18 protein-coding genes are annotated in these 17,557 nt (G+C 32.0%); 5 read left to right on the top strand and 13 right to left on the bottom strand.

Features of this window, described 5'->3' with window-relative positions; genetic code table 11:
- Positions 1–268: 268 nt before the first annotated feature.
- Positions 269–763 (top strand): hypothetical protein, encoded by a 495-nt coding sequence (locus tag N4A31_02240; protein ID MCT4635053.1) that lies wholly within the window; start codon positions 269–271, stop codon positions 761–763.
- Here the strand turns inward: N4A31_02240 and N4A31_02235 are convergent.
- The 6 genes from N4A31_02235 to N4A31_02210 form a co-directional block, all read right to left on the bottom strand.
- Positions 760–1,398 carry a 3-oxoacid CoA-transferase subunit B gene (locus tag N4A31_02235; GenBank protein MCT4635052.1) on the bottom strand — a complete coding sequence of 213 codons (639 nt, stop codon included), beginning with the start codon at positions 1,396–1,398 and terminating at the stop codon, positions 760–762. The two genes, N4A31_02240 and N4A31_02235, sit on opposite strands and share 4 nt — an antisense overlap.
- A 17-nt stretch (positions 1,399–1,415) precedes the next feature.
- Positions 1,416–2,384, bottom strand: a complete 969-nt coding sequence (locus N4A31_02230; protein ID MCT4635051.1) for an NAD(P)-dependent glycerol-3-phosphate dehydrogenase — start codon at positions 2,382–2,384, stop codon at positions 1,416–1,418.
- A 91-nt stretch (positions 2,385–2,475) separates the two neighbouring features.
- Entirely contained in the window at positions 2,476–3,387 is a 912-nt protein-coding gene (locus N4A31_02225) for an MBL fold metallo-hydrolase (GenBank protein MCT4635050.1), read from the bottom strand.
- A 315-nt stretch (positions 3,388–3,702) separates the two neighbouring features.
- Positions 3,703–4,518 (bottom strand): hypothetical protein, encoded by an 816-nt coding sequence (locus N4A31_02220; GenBank protein MCT4635049.1) that lies wholly within the window; start codon positions 4,516–4,518, stop codon positions 3,703–3,705.
- A gap of 112 nt (positions 4,519–4,630) precedes the next feature.
- Complete coding sequence (locus tag N4A31_02215; protein ID MCT4635048.1) at positions 4,631–6,085, bottom strand: NADP-dependent isocitrate dehydrogenase; 1,455 nt, start codon at positions 6,083–6,085, stop codon at positions 4,631–4,633.
- Positions 6,086–6,262: 177 nt separating this feature from the next.
- Positions 6,263–7,459 carry a pyridoxal phosphate-dependent aminotransferase gene (locus N4A31_02210; protein MCT4635047.1) on the bottom strand — a complete coding sequence of 399 codons (1,197 nt, stop codon included), beginning with the start codon at positions 7,457–7,459 and terminating at the stop codon, positions 6,263–6,265.
- A 120-nt stretch (positions 7,460–7,579) separates the two neighbouring features.
- Between N4A31_02210 and N4A31_02205 the strand changes: the two genes are divergently transcribed.
- The 4 genes from N4A31_02205 to N4A31_02190 are packed head-to-tail and all read left to right on the top strand — an operon-like array spanning position 7,580 to position 10,551.
- A complete protein-coding gene (locus N4A31_02205) occupies positions 7,580–8,593 on the top strand; it encodes a methyltransferase domain-containing protein (GenBank protein ID MCT4635046.1) in 1,014 nt (337 codons plus the stop codon).
- Between the two features lie 42 nt (positions 8,594–8,635).
- Positions 8,636–9,370 (top strand): VacJ family lipoprotein, encoded by a 735-nt coding sequence (locus N4A31_02200; GenBank protein ID MCT4635045.1) that lies wholly within the window; start codon positions 8,636–8,638, stop codon positions 9,368–9,370.
- A 7-nt stretch (positions 9,371–9,377) separates the two neighbouring features.
- Positions 9,378–10,004 carry an ABC transporter substrate-binding protein gene (locus N4A31_02195; protein ID MCT4635044.1) on the top strand — a complete coding sequence of 209 codons (627 nt, stop codon included), beginning with the start codon at positions 9,378–9,380 and terminating at the stop codon, positions 10,002–10,004.
- 25 nt (positions 10,005–10,029) lie between these two features.
- Positions 10,030–10,551, top strand: coding sequence for a winged helix-turn-helix domain-containing protein (locus tag N4A31_02190; protein ID MCT4635043.1), 522 nt, complete (start codon positions 10,030–10,032; stop codon positions 10,549–10,551).
- Positions 10,552–10,561: 10 nt separating this feature from the next.
- Here the strand turns inward: N4A31_02190 and N4A31_02185 are convergent, their stop codons facing one another.
- From N4A31_02185 to rnhA, 7 genes are all read right to left on the bottom strand, one after another.
- Complete coding sequence (locus tag N4A31_02185; GenBank protein MCT4635042.1) at positions 10,562–12,205, bottom strand: YABBY transcription factor; 1,644 nt, start codon at positions 12,203–12,205, stop codon at positions 10,562–10,564.
- Between the two features lie 50 nt (positions 12,206–12,255).
- Positions 12,256–12,417 (bottom strand): hypothetical protein, encoded by a 162-nt coding sequence (locus N4A31_02180; protein ID MCT4635041.1) that lies wholly within the window; start codon positions 12,415–12,417, stop codon positions 12,256–12,258.
- Between the two features lie 55 nt (positions 12,418–12,472).
- Entirely contained in the window at positions 12,473–13,948 is a 1,476-nt protein-coding gene (locus tag N4A31_02175) for a UbiD family decarboxylase (GenBank protein ID MCT4635040.1), read from the bottom strand.
- Positions 13,949–15,022 carry an LptF/LptG family permease gene (locus N4A31_02170; GenBank protein ID MCT4635039.1) on the bottom strand — a complete coding sequence of 358 codons (1,074 nt, stop codon included), beginning with the start codon at positions 15,020–15,022 and terminating at the stop codon, positions 13,949–13,951.
- Positions 15,023–15,085: 63 nt separating this feature from the next.
- On the bottom strand, positions 15,086–16,591 hold the full coding sequence (locus N4A31_02165) for a hypothetical protein (GenBank protein MCT4635038.1): 1,506 nt from the start codon (positions 16,589–16,591) through the stop codon (positions 15,086–15,088).
- 95 nt (positions 16,592–16,686) lie between these two features.
- The gene (locus N4A31_02160) at positions 16,687–17,058 is read right to left on the bottom strand and encodes a nucleotide pyrophosphohydrolase (protein ID MCT4635037.1); all 372 of its coding nucleotides are present in this window, start codon (positions 17,056–17,058) and stop codon (positions 16,687–16,689) included.
- On the bottom strand, positions 17,055–17,492 hold the full coding sequence (gene rnhA, locus N4A31_02155) for a ribonuclease HI (protein MCT4635036.1): 438 nt from the start codon (positions 17,490–17,492) through the stop codon (positions 17,055–17,057). The genes N4A31_02160 and rnhA overlap by 4 nt, the downstream gene beginning before the upstream one ends.
- Between the last annotated feature and the right edge of the window lie 65 nt (positions 17,493–17,557).

The following is a 17,557-nucleotide window of genomic DNA, read 5'->3' as shown; positions in this document are numbered from 1 at the left end:
TAAATAATACAATATCCTTTAAGAGCTAGATGAGTAGGATTCTATAATATATTCGGAGTAACATAGATTATGTATAATTTCATATTTTGTATTTTTTGATGTAATAGTAACACAGTTATGTAATTTAATGCTAGTTAATCTATTGATTGAATAAATATTAAAATATTCATTTTTTGTTTGACAGTAAGTTAAAAATAATGTATAAATATATTACTGTATAGAAAAACTTAGTAGTTTTAAGTTTGGACAAGTCAAAGGAGAGGTTTTTATGAGATTTAATATATGCCAATATAACGTACAAGATAGAACATACAGCAAAGCTGAAGTATTGAGCTTGATAAATAACGAGTCATATAAGCACAACTTGTTGTCAGGAAATTCATATTGCTACTCAGTTGGTACAGCTCTCGAAGCTGTTATGGCCGCAACAAAGACAGTGGTTCAAATTTGCACTTTATCTTTAGATTTATCAGGTAAAGCAAATGAGGATTATGCAATCACTGATAAATTGGTTGAGCCTGGTGAAGATTATAATTACACAGGAAGAGAAGTGGCTGCATTTCTAAACAAATACTACGACTATAGTTATGTATTAGACTTTCATGCTAAGGCAAATTACGACAATATGATAATCCAGTTTTTGCAGCATGAATACATTGATGCTGAGGTGCCAACGCAAGATCATCACAGCATTTTTGATGTAGCTATTTTAAATACAACTGAAGTTATGGGTGACTCTTCAGGCTATGAAATGGTTGACTAGCAGTTAACTGTAAAATTTGCTTCTGTTTTTGCTTTTATCTCATCTAGGGTAGTTCCGTTAGCTATCCTGATGAGATGCATTCCATCTTTATCAATATCCATAATTCCTAAATCAGTAATAACTCTACTAACACAAGCTTTGCCTGTTAGAGGAAAGCTACATTCTTTAAGTAATTTAGGGGATCCATTTTTTGCAACATGTTCCATTAAGATAACCACTCTGTCAACATTGGCAACTAAATCCATTGCTCCACCCATTCCTTTAATTATTTTACCTGGAACTGTCCAATTAGCCAGGTCGCCTTTTTCTGATACTTGGAGCGCACCTAAAATGGTTAGGTCAATATGTCCTCCTCTGATCATTGCAAAGGAATAAGCGCTATCAAAATAGCTGCTTTCTGGTAGCTCAGTTATAGTCTGTTTGCCAGCATTTATTAAATCAGCATCTTCGTCTCCAGGATAGGGGAAGGGTCCCATTCCTAACATTCCATTTTCACTTTGTAGTAAAATGTTTACATCTTTAGGAACAAAGTTAGAAACATTTGTTGGAATACCAATACCTAGATTAATATAATATCCTGTTTTAATTTCTTCTTCTGCTGCAATTTTGCACATTTGATCAGTGGTCCATGCCATATCATTTGTTCCTTTTTTTAATATTTAACTGGTCGATCAAGTAAGTCTTGCACTACTCTATCAAGTGAAAGCTTCTCATGGGCTATTTTATATACTGCTTGGCAAACAGGCATTTTAATATTTAGTTTTGCTGCTAACATTATTATAGATTCAGATGTATAAAAACCCTCCACCAAATCATTTGGATTAGTTGTTTTGTTTTGTCCTAATAATATGCCATAAGAAGTGTTGCGTGACATGGTGCTGCTGCATGTTAGGTAAATGTCACCTATTCCAGCAGGGCTTAGCAGGGTTTCTATTTTTCCACCTTTTGCTAATAATAAATTGCTAATTTCATTTACTCCTCTTGATACAATAGCAGCTTTGGCATTTTCACCATATTTATTGCCAATTGCAGCTCCTATTGCAATTGCTAAAACATTTTTAGCAGCTCCAATAACTTGCGTTCCAATAATATCAGTATTAGGGTAGATGCGGAAATTATTAGTTCCTAAAAATTTAGATAAAGCGTTGGCTAGATCACGATCAGTACTTGCAATGCTAGTAATAGCAGGCAAGTCTTGAGCAATTTCAATGGCAAAATTAGGTCCAGATAAAATAGCAATAGGGTTTTTAGGTAACACCTCAGACACCACTTCGCTCATTAACTTAAGAGACTTTTGTTCAATGCCTTTAGAGCAAATTACTATAATTTTATTAGGGTCTAGATCAAGGGATTTTAATTCCAAACATAATGCTCGAATGGTTTGGGCTGGAACAGCTAGTAACAAGGCATCACTATCTAAAATTTCTGATAAATCTGAATAGGCAATTAGCTTTGTTGGCAGAGTAATATTTGGTAAATAATGGTAGTTAGTGTGGTTTTGATTTATTTCATCGCATATAGTTTTGTTTCTAACATAAATTTGGGTTTCCTGAGAGGCTCTATACGAAACCATGGCTAGAGCTGTTCCTAGGGATCCTCCTCCTATTACTCCTATTTTCATAATTTTCCTACCTATTGATTTTTTTTCTCATTATATAAAAAAAAAATCGTTGCTGCTATGTTTTTATATCAATATTTAAAATAATTATCCTTCAATAAGGAAATTGCCAGCTTTGTCCTGGGCTAAGAATATGAAATTTATCATTTTCTATTTGTTGTTTTATTGTAGCTTGTTCTAAATCAATAAGCGGATCTTTATATTCTTCATCTGATAGCTGAAAAGTATCATAATGCATGGGTATTGCATATTCACTTCCCAATATTTTAAAGATTTTTACTGAATCTTCAGGAGAAGTATGCATGTTTTTGAAAAACCAGTTTGGTTTATAAGCTCCAATAGGTAATAAGCTTAAGGTTATATTAGAAAACTTATTTTTAATTTGAGTGAAAACTTTTCCGTCTCCAAAGCCAGTGTCACCAGCAAAATAAATACTATTTTTATTGTTTTGGATTATAAAACCTCCCCATAAAGAAGTATTGTAATCAAATAAAGCTCTGCTAGACCAATGATAAGCCGGAACAAAGTGAAACTCAATATCTGAACTTTTATTCTCAATATGATCCCACCAATCTAGTTCCTTGCAATTATTTGTGGTTTTGCAGTAATCTATGTATTTACTCACTCCAAGTCCCATAAGGATCTTAACATTATCATTATTTTTAGTTAAAGCTTCAATGCTTGGCAGATCTAAATGATCATAATGAGAATGTGAAATTAAGATAAAATCTATTTTAGGAAGCTGTTCAATATTAAGCCCTGGATAAATTGTTCTTTTTACCCCAAATTTGCCAAATGGACCGGCATATTCTGACCATATTGGATCAGTTAGAATATTTAAACCATTCATTTGAATTAGAAAACTAGCATGGTTGATGTAGGTAACTACGGCTTCATCACCATTAATTCTATTTTGTAATTTAACAGGAGTAACATTATTTACTTTGGGTAAACTTGGCCATTGCGCTTTCTCTCTGGTTAATTTCCATTTAATTAAATCAGACATGTTTGGAGTTCCACCTTCTGAAATATTTTGGTATCTTTTTTGAGTAAATATATAGGCACTCAATATAACTATTAAAATTATGGATATAAGTTTAAATAATCGCATTAGAGTGCCTTTTATTATTCTCCTTGTGCTAATGAGAATCCACGTTTGTCATCAAATTAAGTATAGATTATTTACTCTAACAAAATCAAGATTAACATTATTTAAATTGCGCAGAATCTTTGTAATAGCTAAATGGGTAAGAGTTTTTCTTCTGCGGTTGGCATGAAACTTGTATTCCATTCATCGCCTAATGTTAAAAAAGTAACATCTTCAATTGATAGCTATAAATACTCTTTGTTGTTTTGATTCAAGTGGAGCGGCATGATATGCTCCCTTTGTAGATTTTAGAAAAGCAACGGCATACCCTGAGGGAGCTCTCTCAAACTCATCTCCTATTATATTGTTATATCTCTCTAATCCAGAGTATGTATAATTTGAATCAAGAGTCTTATATAAATCGATATTCTTTTTAGTAAGAAGTGTTGACTCCCCTATTGGAACATATGCTATTCGAACGTTATTTATGCTACTATGGTCTTTATACCAGTTTGGGTCTAGATGCCAAAGTACATGCTTAGGGTAATCCAGGTAATCCATATTTTTCTTATTGCCTATATTTTCTTCTCTAAGTTTAAAAGAGGCCGTGGTGTCGTAAGGAGTTCCTTCATTTGATAAACATTTAAAGAATTCTTCGGTTAAATTTGATATAGTTTTCATTAGAAAAGATAAGTGTCCAGAATCTTTAATTCCTAAAGTTAAGAAACCTAGATTGTCTTGGATGATTTCTTCTTTCTCTTTATTACAAAGACTATTTGTTTTTTCACTATCTGAGCAATATTTAGCTATGTTCACGAAGTCTCTTTCTATAGAGTCTTTGCTATTTATATAGATCTTTAGATCATTTAAAACTTCTAATTCTTTTAGAGTATGCACTGGGAAGAATTGATGTCTATGTGTTTCATTTAAAGAATTTATCGCTTCGCACATTGTTAGAGTTGTGTTTACAATGTTGCTATGTGCATTATTGTTAATAGATAATGTAGCTAATCCATCTAAGATACTAGAAAATTCTCCTTCAAGATGCATGTTAATTTCCTTGCCTAAAAGTTAAAAAGAATTAACTACAAAAAGGAGGGTGTTAATTGTCAATAACTTTCTAAAGGTTATAGCCTAATGAATTGTAAGAATGAAAATAATATCATTCTCCCTGTGCTAATGAAAATCCAAGTTTGTCATCAAATAAGTATAGATTATTTACTCTAACAAAATCAATATTACCATTATTTAAATTGCGCAGAAGTTTTGTAATTGCTGAGTGGGTAAGAGTTTTTTCTTCTGCGGTTGGCATGAATCGTAAGTTCCATTCGTCGCTTAAGATGGAAGAATTGGCATCTGAAGGCCATACTTTCAATCCTTTTACAGAAATAAGTTGCAATCCTACTTCACTTCCGTCAATTAGTTTAATAACCTCTTTTGCTAAAATTGAGGATTGTTCTCCTCTCCAATTAACTACCACATCAACACCTACTAAGGTCTTTTCTTCTTTGCAATTTATTGAATCTATTTTTTCTTGGCTCACTGATTTTGAATTATTATATTTGGCGACTTTAAAGCTACTAGGTCTCTTTCCGAGCCTGGATATTACTTCTTCAGTAAATTCAGTTGTGCTGAGTTTCTTTTTGCTATGCTCTGGGTTATATACATCTCCTGTATGCATTCCATCTTCAATGGTTTTTAGCCAAGCATTATGCACATTTGCTGCCGTCTCACCCTGTCCAATATGAGCTAGCATCATTACTGCCGCATTAATTAAACCTGAAGGATTAGCCATGTTCTGCCCTGCAATATCAGGTGCTGAGCCGTGGATAGCTTCAAACAACGCATATTCATTGCCAATGTTTGCAGATCCTGCCAGGCCTACTGAGCCAGAAATTTCTGCAACCACATCAGATATAATATCTCCATATAAATTACTAGTTACAACCACATCAAAAATTTGTGGTTTATTTGCAAGTCTTGCTGTTCCAATATCTACAATAAAATGATCAGCCATAATATCAGGATATTCTTTAGAAATTTCATCAAATACTTTATGGAATAATCCATCTGTGAATTTCATTATATTGTCTTTGCTAAAGCAAGTGACTTTGCTGCGATTGTTTTTTACTGCATATTCAAAAGCATAACGTATTATTTGTTCGCAGCCAGTTCTGGTAATTAATTTTAGAGATTGATATGTATTATGACTTTGGCGGTATTCAATTCCAGCATATAAATCTTCTTCATTTTCTCTAACTACTACCACATCCATTCCAGGGTTGTTGGTAGCAATAAAAGGGTGATATGACATGCAAGGGCGAACATTAGCATATAACCCTAATGCCTTACGCATGGTCACATTTAAACTTTTATACCCTCCTCCTTGAGGAGTTGTTATAGGGCTTTTAAGCAGGATCTTATTTTCTTTGATGCTTTTCCATGCTTCTGGAGGAATTCCACTAGAAAAACCACGTTCATACATTAATTTACCAACTTCAATAGTTTCTATGGTAATTTTAGCTTTAGCTTCTTTTAAAATGGCTAATGTTGAATCCATTATTTCTGGGCCTATTCCATCTCCATAAGCCACGGTTATTCTTTTATATTCTTCCATAGGTAACTCTCCTTTTAGGTATGTATATCAATTCAGTATTCTGATCCTTTTCTAACAATAATTCAATCTTTTTATATTATTTATAGTGTGCTGTTTGTTAGTTACTTATAGATCAAAAATAATTTTACAATTATTAAAATAACAGAGATATTTAATTAAATATCTCTGCAAGGGAATCTAAGACAACATCTCGCAGGCTTTTTTCATAAGCTCACATCCTTTTCTTAATTGCTCATCGCTTGTTGCGTAAGAGATTCGGAAATATCCTTCAACTCCAAAAGCAGTTCCGTCTACCACTGCAAGATATACTTGCTCTAGTAGGTATATGACAAAATCATTACTATTGTTTATAATCTTTCCATCTGGTGTTTTTTTTCCAAATAAATCAGAGCAGTTAATAAACATATAGAAGGTTCCTTGTGGAAGGTCGCATTTAAGACCGGGTATTTCGTTAACAAATTGGTGTGCTATGTTACGACGTCTAGTGAAAATTTTGCGTGTTTCCTCTATAAAATCTTGCGGTCCATTCAATGCGGCAATCCCTGCTTTTTGGCTAATAGAACAGGGGCTTGAAGTACTTTGAGATTGGATAGTGGTCATGGCTTTTATTAAGCTTGCAGGGCCGGCAGCATAGCCTATCCTCCATCCGGTCATTGCGTAAGTTTTAGAAAGCCCATTCACAATTAATATACGGTCTTTAAGTTTAGGTTCTATTTGAGCAAGATTATAAAACTTAGTTTGGTCATAAACTAAATGTTCATAAATATCATCGCTAAGTACATGAATGTTTTTGTGTTTTAATAGAAGATCAGCTAAGTCTCTTAACGCTTGTTTGCTATAAGTTATTCCAGACGGGTTGCTAGGAGAGTTAATCATCATCCATTTTGTTTTACTAGTAATAGATTTTTCTATTTCTTGAATATCAAGATTAAAATTTTTTCCTTTTAGAATTACCGGATTACCTCCGGCAATCTTAACCATTTCTGGATATGATACCCAATGAGGAACGGGGATAATTACTTCATCTCCTGGATTTAGAGTTGCCATAAAAGCATTAAAAATGCTTTGTTTTGCCCCAGAGCTGGCACAAACTTCATTTAGTTTATAGCTTAAATTATTTTCACGTTTAAACTTATTTGTTATTGCTTCTTTTAATTCGCCACCTCCTCCAGCTGCAGTGTATTTCGTATAACCTTGATTTATAGCATCAATACCAGCGCGTTTTATGTGTTCTGGGGTATTGAAATCTGGTTCTCCTGCGCATAAGCTAATAACAGGGTATCCTCGAGCTTTGAGTTCATTTGCTTTTGCCGTGGCTATTAATGTTGGAGACGGTTTGATATTGTTTTTTAAATTATTGGAAATAAGTTCCATGACGATCCTTTGTTTGTTTGGTTTAGTTGGTGACTAATAGTAGTGAATTCTCTATTGCTATAATGCATAAATTATGTGATTATTACATAAATATATTATGAAGATACACGAAACTATATAATGAAAAATAGAATATTACAATTAGAAGAATTTATTGTTAGTCTTCCTCACAGAATTAGAGAATTAGCTCTTGAGATGATAAATCAGTGTTCTATTGCAATAGAAAAACTAAGAAATTTATCTCAAACCAATTATAACCTTGGTATTTATCATATGGATAAGGGGAATATAAATGATGCAAAAATGAGGTTTAGTTTCACTATTAAGTTAAATCCTAGTTTAGCTTTAGCTCATTATCATTTGGCTAGATGCCATTTGTTTTTCTTAGATTTTGATAAAGCTAAGCAAGAATTAAATATAGCTCTTTCTTTAGATGATAGTCTTACTGCTGCTAAATATCGTTTAGATATGATGGATAAAAATATAAAACTTCAACCCATTCCTATACAAATTATTCAAGAAGATTATAATAATTTCGCTAATAGCTATGAGAAATATCTAGAAATTCAACAAAAATATAAAGCACCTGAATTATTATCTAAGGCCATAGCAAAGTATTTAGAAGATTTAGAAGAAGATACTGAAGACATGTTAGCCTTAGATTTAGGATGTGGTACAGGGTTAGTGGGAATTTATTTAAGACAAATAGTGGCTATTAAATCACTTTCTGGAGTTGATATTTCAAGAAGTATGTTGGTTTTAGCCAAAGAATTAGAAATAAATAATAATTCTGTTTATGATTATACGGAAGAGCGTGATTTTAACAAACTAAAAGTAACAAAGAAAAAGTATGATATTGTTACTTCTTGTATGAGTTTTGGTTATAATAGCGATTTATCAGCTATTCTTACTAAAATAGATAGCGTAATAAGTGGGGACGCAATTTTAGGGGTGGTGATTTTAAAATCACCAGACTCTGATGTTGTTTTCGATTATAATAATGGTTGCTTTGCATTTAGTGAGAAGTATTTGTTGAAAATTTTTAAGAAGTTTAAGTGGAAAGTTGTAAAGCAAGAAGAAATAAAGTTATTTGCAAATGGTTCTAAAGGCCTGATGTTTGTTCTAAGTAAATAAAAAAACAGGAATATTATGGGTATTAACTTGAGGATTATCATAATGTTAACTTGCATAATGGCGTGTAATGCAAGTGCTGTGAGTCCTCCTTCGTATTCGTATAGCGAAATGTACGTATATGATAATCAAGATGATGAAGGTGAGGATCTAAATTCTTTATATTCAGAGAAAGTTTTAATAGCTGATCCATTTGAGCCTGTTAATAGGCATATTTTTAATATAAACTCTATAATAGATAGTGGGCTTATATCTCCAGTAATAGAGACATATATCGCTGTTACTCCTAAGCATTTAAGAAAAAATGTAGGAAATTTTGTAAGTAATATGGGGGAGCCAATTAATTTTATTAATTTGATGCTCCAAGGTAATTTCAGTCAAGCAAGAGTGACGTTTGGTAGATTCATAACTAATACTTTATTAGGTTTTTTTGGTATTATGGATGTTGCAAGTGGATTTAATATGCCTTATAAAGGAGAAGATTTTGGTCAAACTTTAGCACATTATGGTTTTCCAACAGGACCATATCTGGTAATGCCAATTTTTGGATCAAGCTCAACTAGGGATACAACGGGGAAAGTTTTTGATTTTTTTGCTAATCCAATTAGATATACTTTAGATAGCGATGAAAGAATTATTGTTAATGTTGCTTGGTTGGTTCATAAAAGAACTCAGGCTAATGGGGTTATCAAAACAGTTAAAAGGAGCTTAGATCCATACGAAACTGCAAAGATGCTATATATACAAAATAGAATCAAACTAATTAATGATGCAAAATAGGTGAAAAATGAATTTATCTTTAATTAATTTAAGAGCAATAAAAGTTCTTTTAATATTATTCTTAACAATTTCTATGTTTATTAGTTTTTCAGCTAAGGCTGACGAGAAAGAAGCGGCTAATTTTATTAATGACTTAGCCAGTAGGGTTATTGGTATTGTAAAGAGGGAAGACTTGAGTGAAGCGACTAAAGAAACTAAATTGAATGAAATTTTCTTTAGATCTGTTGATACCAAATGGATTGGTAGATTTTCTTTAGGAAGATATTGGCGCGTTATTACACCCGAACAACAAAAAGAATTTCTTGATGTGTATAGTAAGTATTTAGCTGGTTTATATGTACCTAATTTTCGTAAATATACAGGTGATGTTATTAAGGTAACTAATTCTAAAGAAATTAGACCTAATGAATATTTTGTGCAAACCTTGTTAATAAGTGGAACTAATAAGGCTGGAAACATTCAAATTAATTATATGATCAAACAAGATTCTAAAGGTATAGAAAAATTTATCATTTTCGACATTATTGCTGAAGGAGTTAGTTTGATCACCACTCAAAGAGCTGAGTTAGGTTCGGTAATGGCTGATAATGGATTCAATAAAATGATGTCTTTACTAAGAAAGAAAACTCCATAAAAAGAATGCTTACTTGAGGACGCTTGTGCCAAAGATTTTTATAATTAGTGATAATACTTGGCTGGAGATTTTATTAAAACAACACTTTGCTAATCTTATAATAACTACAGGTTCTCAAGCAGTAACAGATGCTGATATTATTATCAATAATGACGTTAATATAAACATAAAATCTTTAGAAAGAACATGGCTTCTAGCTAAACCTATATCTATTATTAATATGATCAATATTATTGAGCAAGCGATGCGTTTGTTATCAGATAATATTATTACAATTGGTCCAATTAGTTTTTATCCTAGAGAAAAAATTTGTAAGTTTGCAGAGGAAGAAATTGCTTTAACTCAAAAAGAAAGTGAAATTCTTTTGTATTTATCAAAGCAAGATAAGGGAGTTGATAAACTCACCTTGCTTCACTCAGTTTGGGGATATTCTAGTGAAATATCTACTCACACTCTGGAAACACATATTTATAAACTGCGCAATAAATTTTCCGATAAGTATGATATCGTTGTCTCAGATGAAAATGGCTATTCCCTTTCTTTCTAGAGCTAAGGTCCTATTGTCTAACTAGAGTTGATTTCTGCATTGATGGTGAACGACGTACAGTATTATTTGATAGAGGTGTTCCTTTTTGAAGTTGAGATCTCATTCCGCTTATTAATTTTTGCTGTTTCTTTTCTGGGGAGTTTCCCATGCATTTTTTTATCAAATTAACTATAGCAGATAGTTTCGTGGTAGACTCAGTCTCTATATAAGAAGTTAGTTTTTTATTGAAATCTTTAGAAAGATCTGGACTAATTCCTTGGGGAACAATAAGTGTTATTATTGTCTCTTCAGCTTGGTTAGCTATTTCTTTTGCAGAAAATTCTGGGTTATTAGCTTTTATTTGTTTGATTTCTTTTTTTATAAAACCTTCAATTACTTTGTTTTTATTTTCTTCATTAAGAGTTAAAGCTCCTTGGCATAATGATAGTAAAGTTGATCGTTCTAATTTTTTCTCAATATTATGCTGCGTTCCTATGAAATCATTAGCTAATTCTGAATCTTCTCGGGTTATTGCTTGTAGTATAATTTTATCAATTGCTTTTTTTTCAGCTATTTCGTTTTGATGTTTTCTGGGGGCAGCAATTGTTTTACTTTGTAAAGATGTGGGTAACTGAACTCTTCCTTCTGGAGAAAGCTCTTGAATAGTTACAGTTCTCTGTGGAGTCCCATGATTAGGTGATAATTTATAAGATATATCAAATAAAGGGGTTTGAATGGGTTTATTTGTATCATCATCTATTATAGGCATACCATCTGGTCCTATTTTGTTAGAGACAATTCTTTCTTGGTATTCCATTGATTTTAATTCTCTATTGCCATTATCATCTACGTGAACATGCAAGATATTTTTCCTTTTAGTTTGGTTTGGAGTTTTGCACCCAGCACTGGCTGCAAATGCAGATCCAACACCCACCATAGATCTTTGAGTGTAATTTTTACTCATTAGATCATATTCTTTGTCAGTCATACCAGTTTTTTCTTTTAAGCAATCTGTATATCTTTTTTCATAATCTTCTTCATTTGTTATATTGCTATCAGAAAATAAATTAGATCTTTTTGAGGAAATATGAGAATAATCACTTTCTATTGATGCTGTTAAATTTAACTCTCTTGGTATAGTCTTAGAAAGATCTTCCTCTATTACCTTTCCATGTTGATCCATTATTATAAAGGGAGTTCTAGTAATATCTTTATTAAATTGAGTTTGCATCCTACCAATCATGCCGATTCGTTGAGTTCCATTATATTTATAGCCCTTCATTACCTCATCTAAATTATGATTATTATTAAGCGCTTGCACTACGAAAGCAAGATGTTTAGGTATTCCAGAAGTGCTTCCACCATAATTTAAACTATAGTCTGTTATGTTGTCAGATGGCTCTAGATTAAGACTTGAAGTCTTATCAAAAGATTCTAATTGCTTTTCCAGTTGACTAGATATTTTTTTTACTCTTGGGTCATCTATTTTTAGTTCTGAATTTTCTTTGTATAATTTATCTAATTCTATTAGCGCAGGATTATCAGCTTCAACAACAAGCTGCTTTAACATAGTATCCATTTTACCAAGATCATCTACAACTTTCTGGTCTGACATGCAGTTTGTAAGATCTAGAATTGTAGTTTGTGGTAAAGATTCTTGTTTCTTTTTAGGCATTATAAGTTTCTCATTTTTATCTTTAATGATAGTAATATAACTTATATTAGTTAATTTTGTTTTAAGATGATATCTTTAACTAGATAATATAAATTCGGTAACACCAATAAAGTGAATAGTGTTTCAATTCCAATATCATGCCCTGCTTTTGAGCCTTCACTATTTAAAATTATTAAAGGAATACTTACTGTTATTATTGCTTCTGTAGTCATTAGGACGTATTCTTAGTTTTGCATTGGCTATAAATATAGGGTTTCTGCAGAGTGTTTAGTCTATTTTATAAGACTGCCATTTTTTATTAACTAAATCTTCGACATCTTTATTCATTGATATTTTCTTTCCCCAGTTTCTATTAGTTTCAGGAGATATTTTATTAGTTGCGTCAAAACCTATTTTGCTACCTAATCCAGAATGTGGGGAAGCAAAATCAAGATAATCGATAGGGGTATCTGCAATGGTGGTAATATCACGATCTGGGTCCATTCTTGTGGATACAGCCCACATGACTTCTTTCCAGTCTCTACAATTTATGTCTTCGTCTACTATATAGACAAATTTGGTATATATAAATTGACGTAAGAACGACCAAACCCCCATCATAATTCTTTTTGCATGGCCGGGATATGATTTTTTTATTGATACTATAGCTATGCGGTAGGAACATCCTTCTGGAGGTAAATAAAAGTCTACTATTTCAGGGAATTGTTGCTTTATAATAGGCACAAATATTTCATTTAGGGCTTCCCCTAGAACTGAAGGTTCGTCTGGTGGACGTCCTGTAAAAGTGCTGAGGTAAATAGGTTTTTTTCGCATAGTAATTGCGGTGATATGAAATACTGGGAATTCTTCTATATCGTTATAATATCCTGTATGATCCCCATATGGCCCCTCTGGTAGTATTTCTCCTGGATTTATATATCCTTCTAAAATAATTTCAGCTTCAGCAGGAACTTTTAAGGGAATTGTTTTACAATCGACTAATTCAACAGCCTTATTACGTAAAAAACCAGCAAATTGATATTCAGAAATAGTTTCAGGAACAGGAGTTACTGCTGCAAGTATTGTCGCTGGATCAGCTCCAATTGCAACAGCCACAGGCATTTTTTCACCTTTGTTATAACCATTGTAATGCCCAGCACCGCCACGATGTTTAAGCCAACGCATTATGGTGGTTTTTTTATCCACTACTTGCATCCTATAAATACCAAGATTATAGTCACTGATTTTAGACCTATCTTTTGCTTTAGTTACTACCAATGGCCAGGTAATTAAAGGCGCAGGTTCATTGGGCCAACAAGTTTGAATGGGTAGAGATTTTAGATCAATTTGTTTGTCGGTTAATACAAGCTCTTGGCATGGGGCCTTAGAAACTAAATTAGGTTTCATTGAGAGAATAGTTTTTAAAATGGGCATCATAGAAAAAGCTTCTTTCCAACCTCCAGGAGGTTCAGGCTGTCTTAAGAAAGCTAATGTTTCACCAAGATCTTTTAATTTTTCTGGCGTGGTATTTAAAGCCAAAGCTACACGATTAACTGTACCAAATAAATTTATTAGAACAGGGATTGGATTTTTACCATTTTCTGTTGTAACCTGTTCAAATAATATAGCTGGTCCTTCTTTGGAGAGCAAACGACGCTGGATCTCAGTCATTTCCAGCACAGTGGAGACGGGAGTGGTTACTCTTTTTAATTCTCCAATACTCTCTAAATGTTTTGCAAAACTAGCTAGGTTTTTGAATGTCATTTATCCTTCCCTGTAAAATAAGAAATACAATAATGTTCCAAACACACCTAAAGTAAATAGGTAACTCAATATAATAATTCCAGTATGATTAGCACTTAAGTTAATTAGGCTAGTGTTTATAATAACTATAACACCAGAAAGTATTGAAAAGCCAATTATTCTTTTAGTTTTTCCAGAGCGATTAAATTCTCCTTGTAATAAAGCTGAAATAGCTAAGAGAGTTAATATAATATTATAAAAGGGCAAAATTATTCTTTGATTAGCTTCTGCAAACATTTTCTTCTTTATGTTGGAATCTTGGGGTAAATCATTAAATAACAATTCTGGTAGATGTTTCTCCTGGATTCCTATGGTTCTATTTTTATCGGCGGTACTATTTGCACTTAATTGCCATAATAAAGTATCAAAGTTTAAGATGTTTAATTCCCCATTTTTATTTAATTCTTGGCGGTTCCCATCTGTAAGACTTAAGAAAACTTTGTTGTCTTTTTTTGTGATCTTACCTGATTTAGCTACAATAGTTACTGGCATTCCTTTGTTTTTATCTTGGAAGAAAATATTTTCAAATTGATTATTATTAATTTTATTTTTGATATAAAAAGTTAAGTCATTAGTAGGGTGATTAAAGACTTTTTCTTGCAGAAAGAAAGTTACATAACTTTCTTTTACATGCATCATAAGATCTTTAAATTTATGATTTACTTCTGGCATCCAGTAAAGGGTAACGAAATAATGAAATATAGTGACAACTAAAGATATTTTTAGAATAGGTTTGGCTATTTTAAAATTATTTATTCCAAATCCTTTTAGGATGTTGAGCTCTCGGTGAGAATTTAATTTGTTAAGGCTATATAGTATTGCTATAAATAAACAAATTGGAATTATTATAAATAATAAGGAAGGCAATAATAATACTGATAAGTAAAGAAAATCTAGGCTGCTTATACCATGAGTAACTACTAAATCAATGTATTTTAGTGATTGAGTAAGAAGTATAATAGCGCTAAGAATAGTAATGATAAAAAAGGTTGGATAAGCAATATTCTTGCTGAGATAATTATTTATTAGCTTCATTTTTTACATCAGTTACAAAATTATACTATACAAAATTACTACAAATTTAGCAAAATGCAATGTTTATGCTTCTATAGCAGTGGATGTTTCTAGCCCTGTATTAGCATCTCTTCCCATTAAATCCTGCAATATTTCTTCATAACATTTAGTTTGATTGTGTTGTTTATTGTATTCTAGTATAGAGATGGATGTTCCATCAAGTTTTTCAAGGTTTTGGTTTAGGTGGCTTTTTAGGCCAAGTTTTTCAGTATAAGTTTGGTTTGACAAGTTATCTAGCAAACTACTAGCAAGATAAGATTCACTGGGGTAGTGGTGGAATTCTTTTGTAGCGGCATAAATATACCCAGCATAAAAATAAGATAGTTTTTCTTGGCTGTCTGGGGTCAAATTTATAAAACTGTCAATAGTGCATATACTAATTTTACAGCTAAAACTTTTCGCAAGTTCAGGGTAGTTTATAACCTTCTTATCATTTTCTTCCACATATAATTCTTTAACACCGTAAGCTACAGAACTAACTATTTTTAAAGCATCAAGTATATTAAATATTGGAGATACAGTGGATTTAACTCCTATTATTCCAAAATCTAACAGGAGCTTAAGAGTGGATCCTACTCCTGAGCCGGTTACTTTAGTATGCTTGAGGTTTGTGTCGCTAAACACAGTTTTTCCTATATTATCCATTACAGAGCTATCTAAACTCGTTAATTTTTTTCCTATATTTAGGCACATTCTTTCTGTAAGAGGTTGTATGGTTAAGTTTTTTTGATATAGATATTGGTCACATTTATCTGGGGTATCAAAGATTTTTTCAAGATTTGCAAATTTTTTGAAATATGACATTTCTTTTATATAAACTGGGTCAAATTCTTCCAGTAGTTTTTGTTTTGCTTTATAGACAAGCTCTGATGTCATTTTTTTAAATTCCGCGCTTCGCTCTTCTTGACTGTAATTTCTAAATCTTTCTTTTAGAATTTCTATAGCTGAGTTATTTGGTTCTTCCCCATATTCTGGTGCATATCCTATACGTAGGATGCATTCTCCATTTTCTTTCAAAACATCATATTCATCTTCTAACCAAGATAGTAATCTTATGCTAATATCTTGTTTCCATGTTGGAACAGTTTTTTCCATCATGTCTTCTGTCATGTAGGTTAAAGAAACGCTTAGTAAGTCAGATGCTTTCGTAGATATATTGTTATATATGTGATAAAGATAAGCGATTACTTGTATACCATTTTCTGTGATTCTTAGGATTTGTTGATTTTCTCCTTGTAACACTTCTCTGTATTCGTGTTTAGCTTCAAATAGGTTTAATATTTTATTTAAGCTAGATAAGTCGGGGTTGTTTCTAAACTCTAAAGATACTATTTGATGATCACCTTTGTCCAATACGATAGAATAAAATTTAGGCCATTGAGCATATAGTTCAGCTGATATTTTATAAGGAGTTTGTTGCTTAAAAATTATACTTCCATCAGGTGAATTAAATATATTGATAGTAGGTTCATTCGAAACAAATATTTCGCTTGAAGAGAAATTTGTTATAGAATTATTTGGTTCAGACATTACTATTACCTTTAAACAATTATATTGTATTAGTGTTACATTTATCTATGAAGTCAATAGTTATTTTGAGAGGAAAGAGTGATTTTTTATTAAAGTTATCCAACGGATCTCTTAGCCATGTCCCAATATTTCATCATTTTATCCATGTTTTGGCCATGCATATTTTGATATCCTGCTTTTTGAGCAAAAACTTTAGTCATATTAAAACGTTTTTCAAATTTATTCAATGCTTGTTCTAAAGTAGTTTTAGTATCATAACCGCAATAAATACATAAAGAGATTACAGCATGTAGTAAATCTCCTATTTCTTCTTGTAATTCAGTGGAGTTAGTTTTATTCAGCAATTCTTCTACTTCTTTACATTCGCTAAGAATTTGTTGCATTACTGCATCAGAGTTAGGCCAATAAAACCCATAATCTTTAGCTTGATTTTCAACTAGTTCTACTTTTTTCATAATATTATTCATATTTTGTATTCCTCGCAAGCAAGTCTAGCTAATTCATCAACAAATTCATTTTCGGGATGTCCATTATGAGCTTTTACCCAGTGAAATTCTATTTTATGTTTTTTCAGTTCAATATCTAAATCTTGCCATAAATCTAGGTTTTTGATTGGAGTTTTGCCATTTCCACGCCAATTGTTTTTTTTCCAATTATCCATCCATTCGGTCACTCCTTGTTGTAGATATTTACTATCAGTATATAATTTACCTTTGCATGGAACTTTGAGATGTTTTAGAGCTTTTAATGCTGCCATTATTTCCATGCGGTTATTAGTGGTTTCTGCTTCTCCTCCGCTAATACTTTTACGTGATCCATTATATATTAGTAAGGCCCCCCATCCTCCTGGTCCTGGGTTCTTTGAACATGCGCCATCTGTATATATGGTTATTTCTTTCATCTTAATATCAACTCTTTATATAAAATAATTTAGTTTATAGAGGAAAATTAATAGCATTGTATGAG

The organism is Rickettsiales bacterium, assembly GCA_025210695.1.
In the GTDB taxonomy this organism is placed as follows: Bacteria; Pseudomonadota; Alphaproteobacteria; order Rickettsiales; family CANDYO01; genus CANDYO01.
The sequence above is the reverse complement of the archived record's forward strand: the minus strand, read 5'-3'. Positions and strand labels throughout refer to the sequence as shown.

Coding starts and splice junctions, on each gene's coding strand:
- N4A31_02240 (MCT4635053.1), top strand. CDS start 269: ATGAGATTTAATATATGCCAATATAACGTACAAGATAGAACATACAGC.
- N4A31_02235 (MCT4635052.1), bottom strand. CDS start 1,398: ATGGCATGGACCACTGATCAAATGTGCAAAATTGCAGCAGAAGAAGAA.
- N4A31_02230 (MCT4635051.1), bottom strand. CDS start 2,384: ATGAAAATAGGAGTAATAGGAGGAGGATCCCTAGGAACAGCTCTAGCC.
- N4A31_02225 (MCT4635050.1), bottom strand. CDS start 3,387: ATGTCTGATTTAATTAAATGGAAATTAACCAGAGAGAAAGCGCAATGG.
- N4A31_02220 (MCT4635049.1), bottom strand. CDS start 4,518: ATGCATCTTGAAGGAGAATTTTCTAGTATCTTAGATGGATTAGCTACA.
- N4A31_02215 (MCT4635048.1), bottom strand. CDS start 6,085: ATGGAAGAATATAAAAGAATAACCGTGGCTTATGGAGATGGAATAGGC.
- N4A31_02210 (MCT4635047.1), bottom strand. CDS start 7,459: ATGGAACTTATTTCCAATAATTTAAAAAACAATATCAAACCGTCTCCA.
- N4A31_02205 (MCT4635046.1), top strand. CDS start 7,580: ATGAAAAATAGAATATTACAATTAGAAGAATTTATTGTTAGTCTTCCT.
- N4A31_02200 (MCT4635045.1), top strand. CDS start 8,636: ATGTTAACTTGCATAATGGCGTGTAATGCAAGTGCTGTGAGTCCTCCT.
- N4A31_02195 (MCT4635044.1), top strand. CDS start 9,378: ATGAATTTATCTTTAATTAATTTAAGAGCAATAAAAGTTCTTTTAATA.
- N4A31_02185 (MCT4635042.1), bottom strand. CDS start 12,205: ATGCCTAAAAAGAAACAAGAATCTTTACCACAAACTACAATTCTAGAT.
- N4A31_02180 (MCT4635041.1), bottom strand. CDS start 12,417: ATGACTACAGAAGCAATAATAACAGTAAGTATTCCTTTAATAATTTTA.
- N4A31_02175 (MCT4635040.1), bottom strand. CDS start 13,948: ATGACATTCAAAAACCTAGCTAGTTTTGCAAAACATTTAGAGAGTATT.
- N4A31_02170 (MCT4635039.1), bottom strand. CDS start 15,022: ATGAAGCTAATAAATAATTATCTCAGCAAGAATATTGCTTATCCAACC.
- N4A31_02165 (MCT4635038.1), bottom strand. CDS start 16,591: ATGTCTGAACCAAATAATTCTATAACAAATTTCTCTTCAAGCGAAATA.
- N4A31_02160 (MCT4635037.1), bottom strand. CDS start 17,058: ATGAATAATATTATGAAAAAAGTAGAACTAGTTGAAAATCAAGCTAAA.
- rnhA (MCT4635036.1), bottom strand. CDS start 17,492: ATGAAAGAAATAACCATATATACAGATGGCGCATGTTCAAAGAACCCA.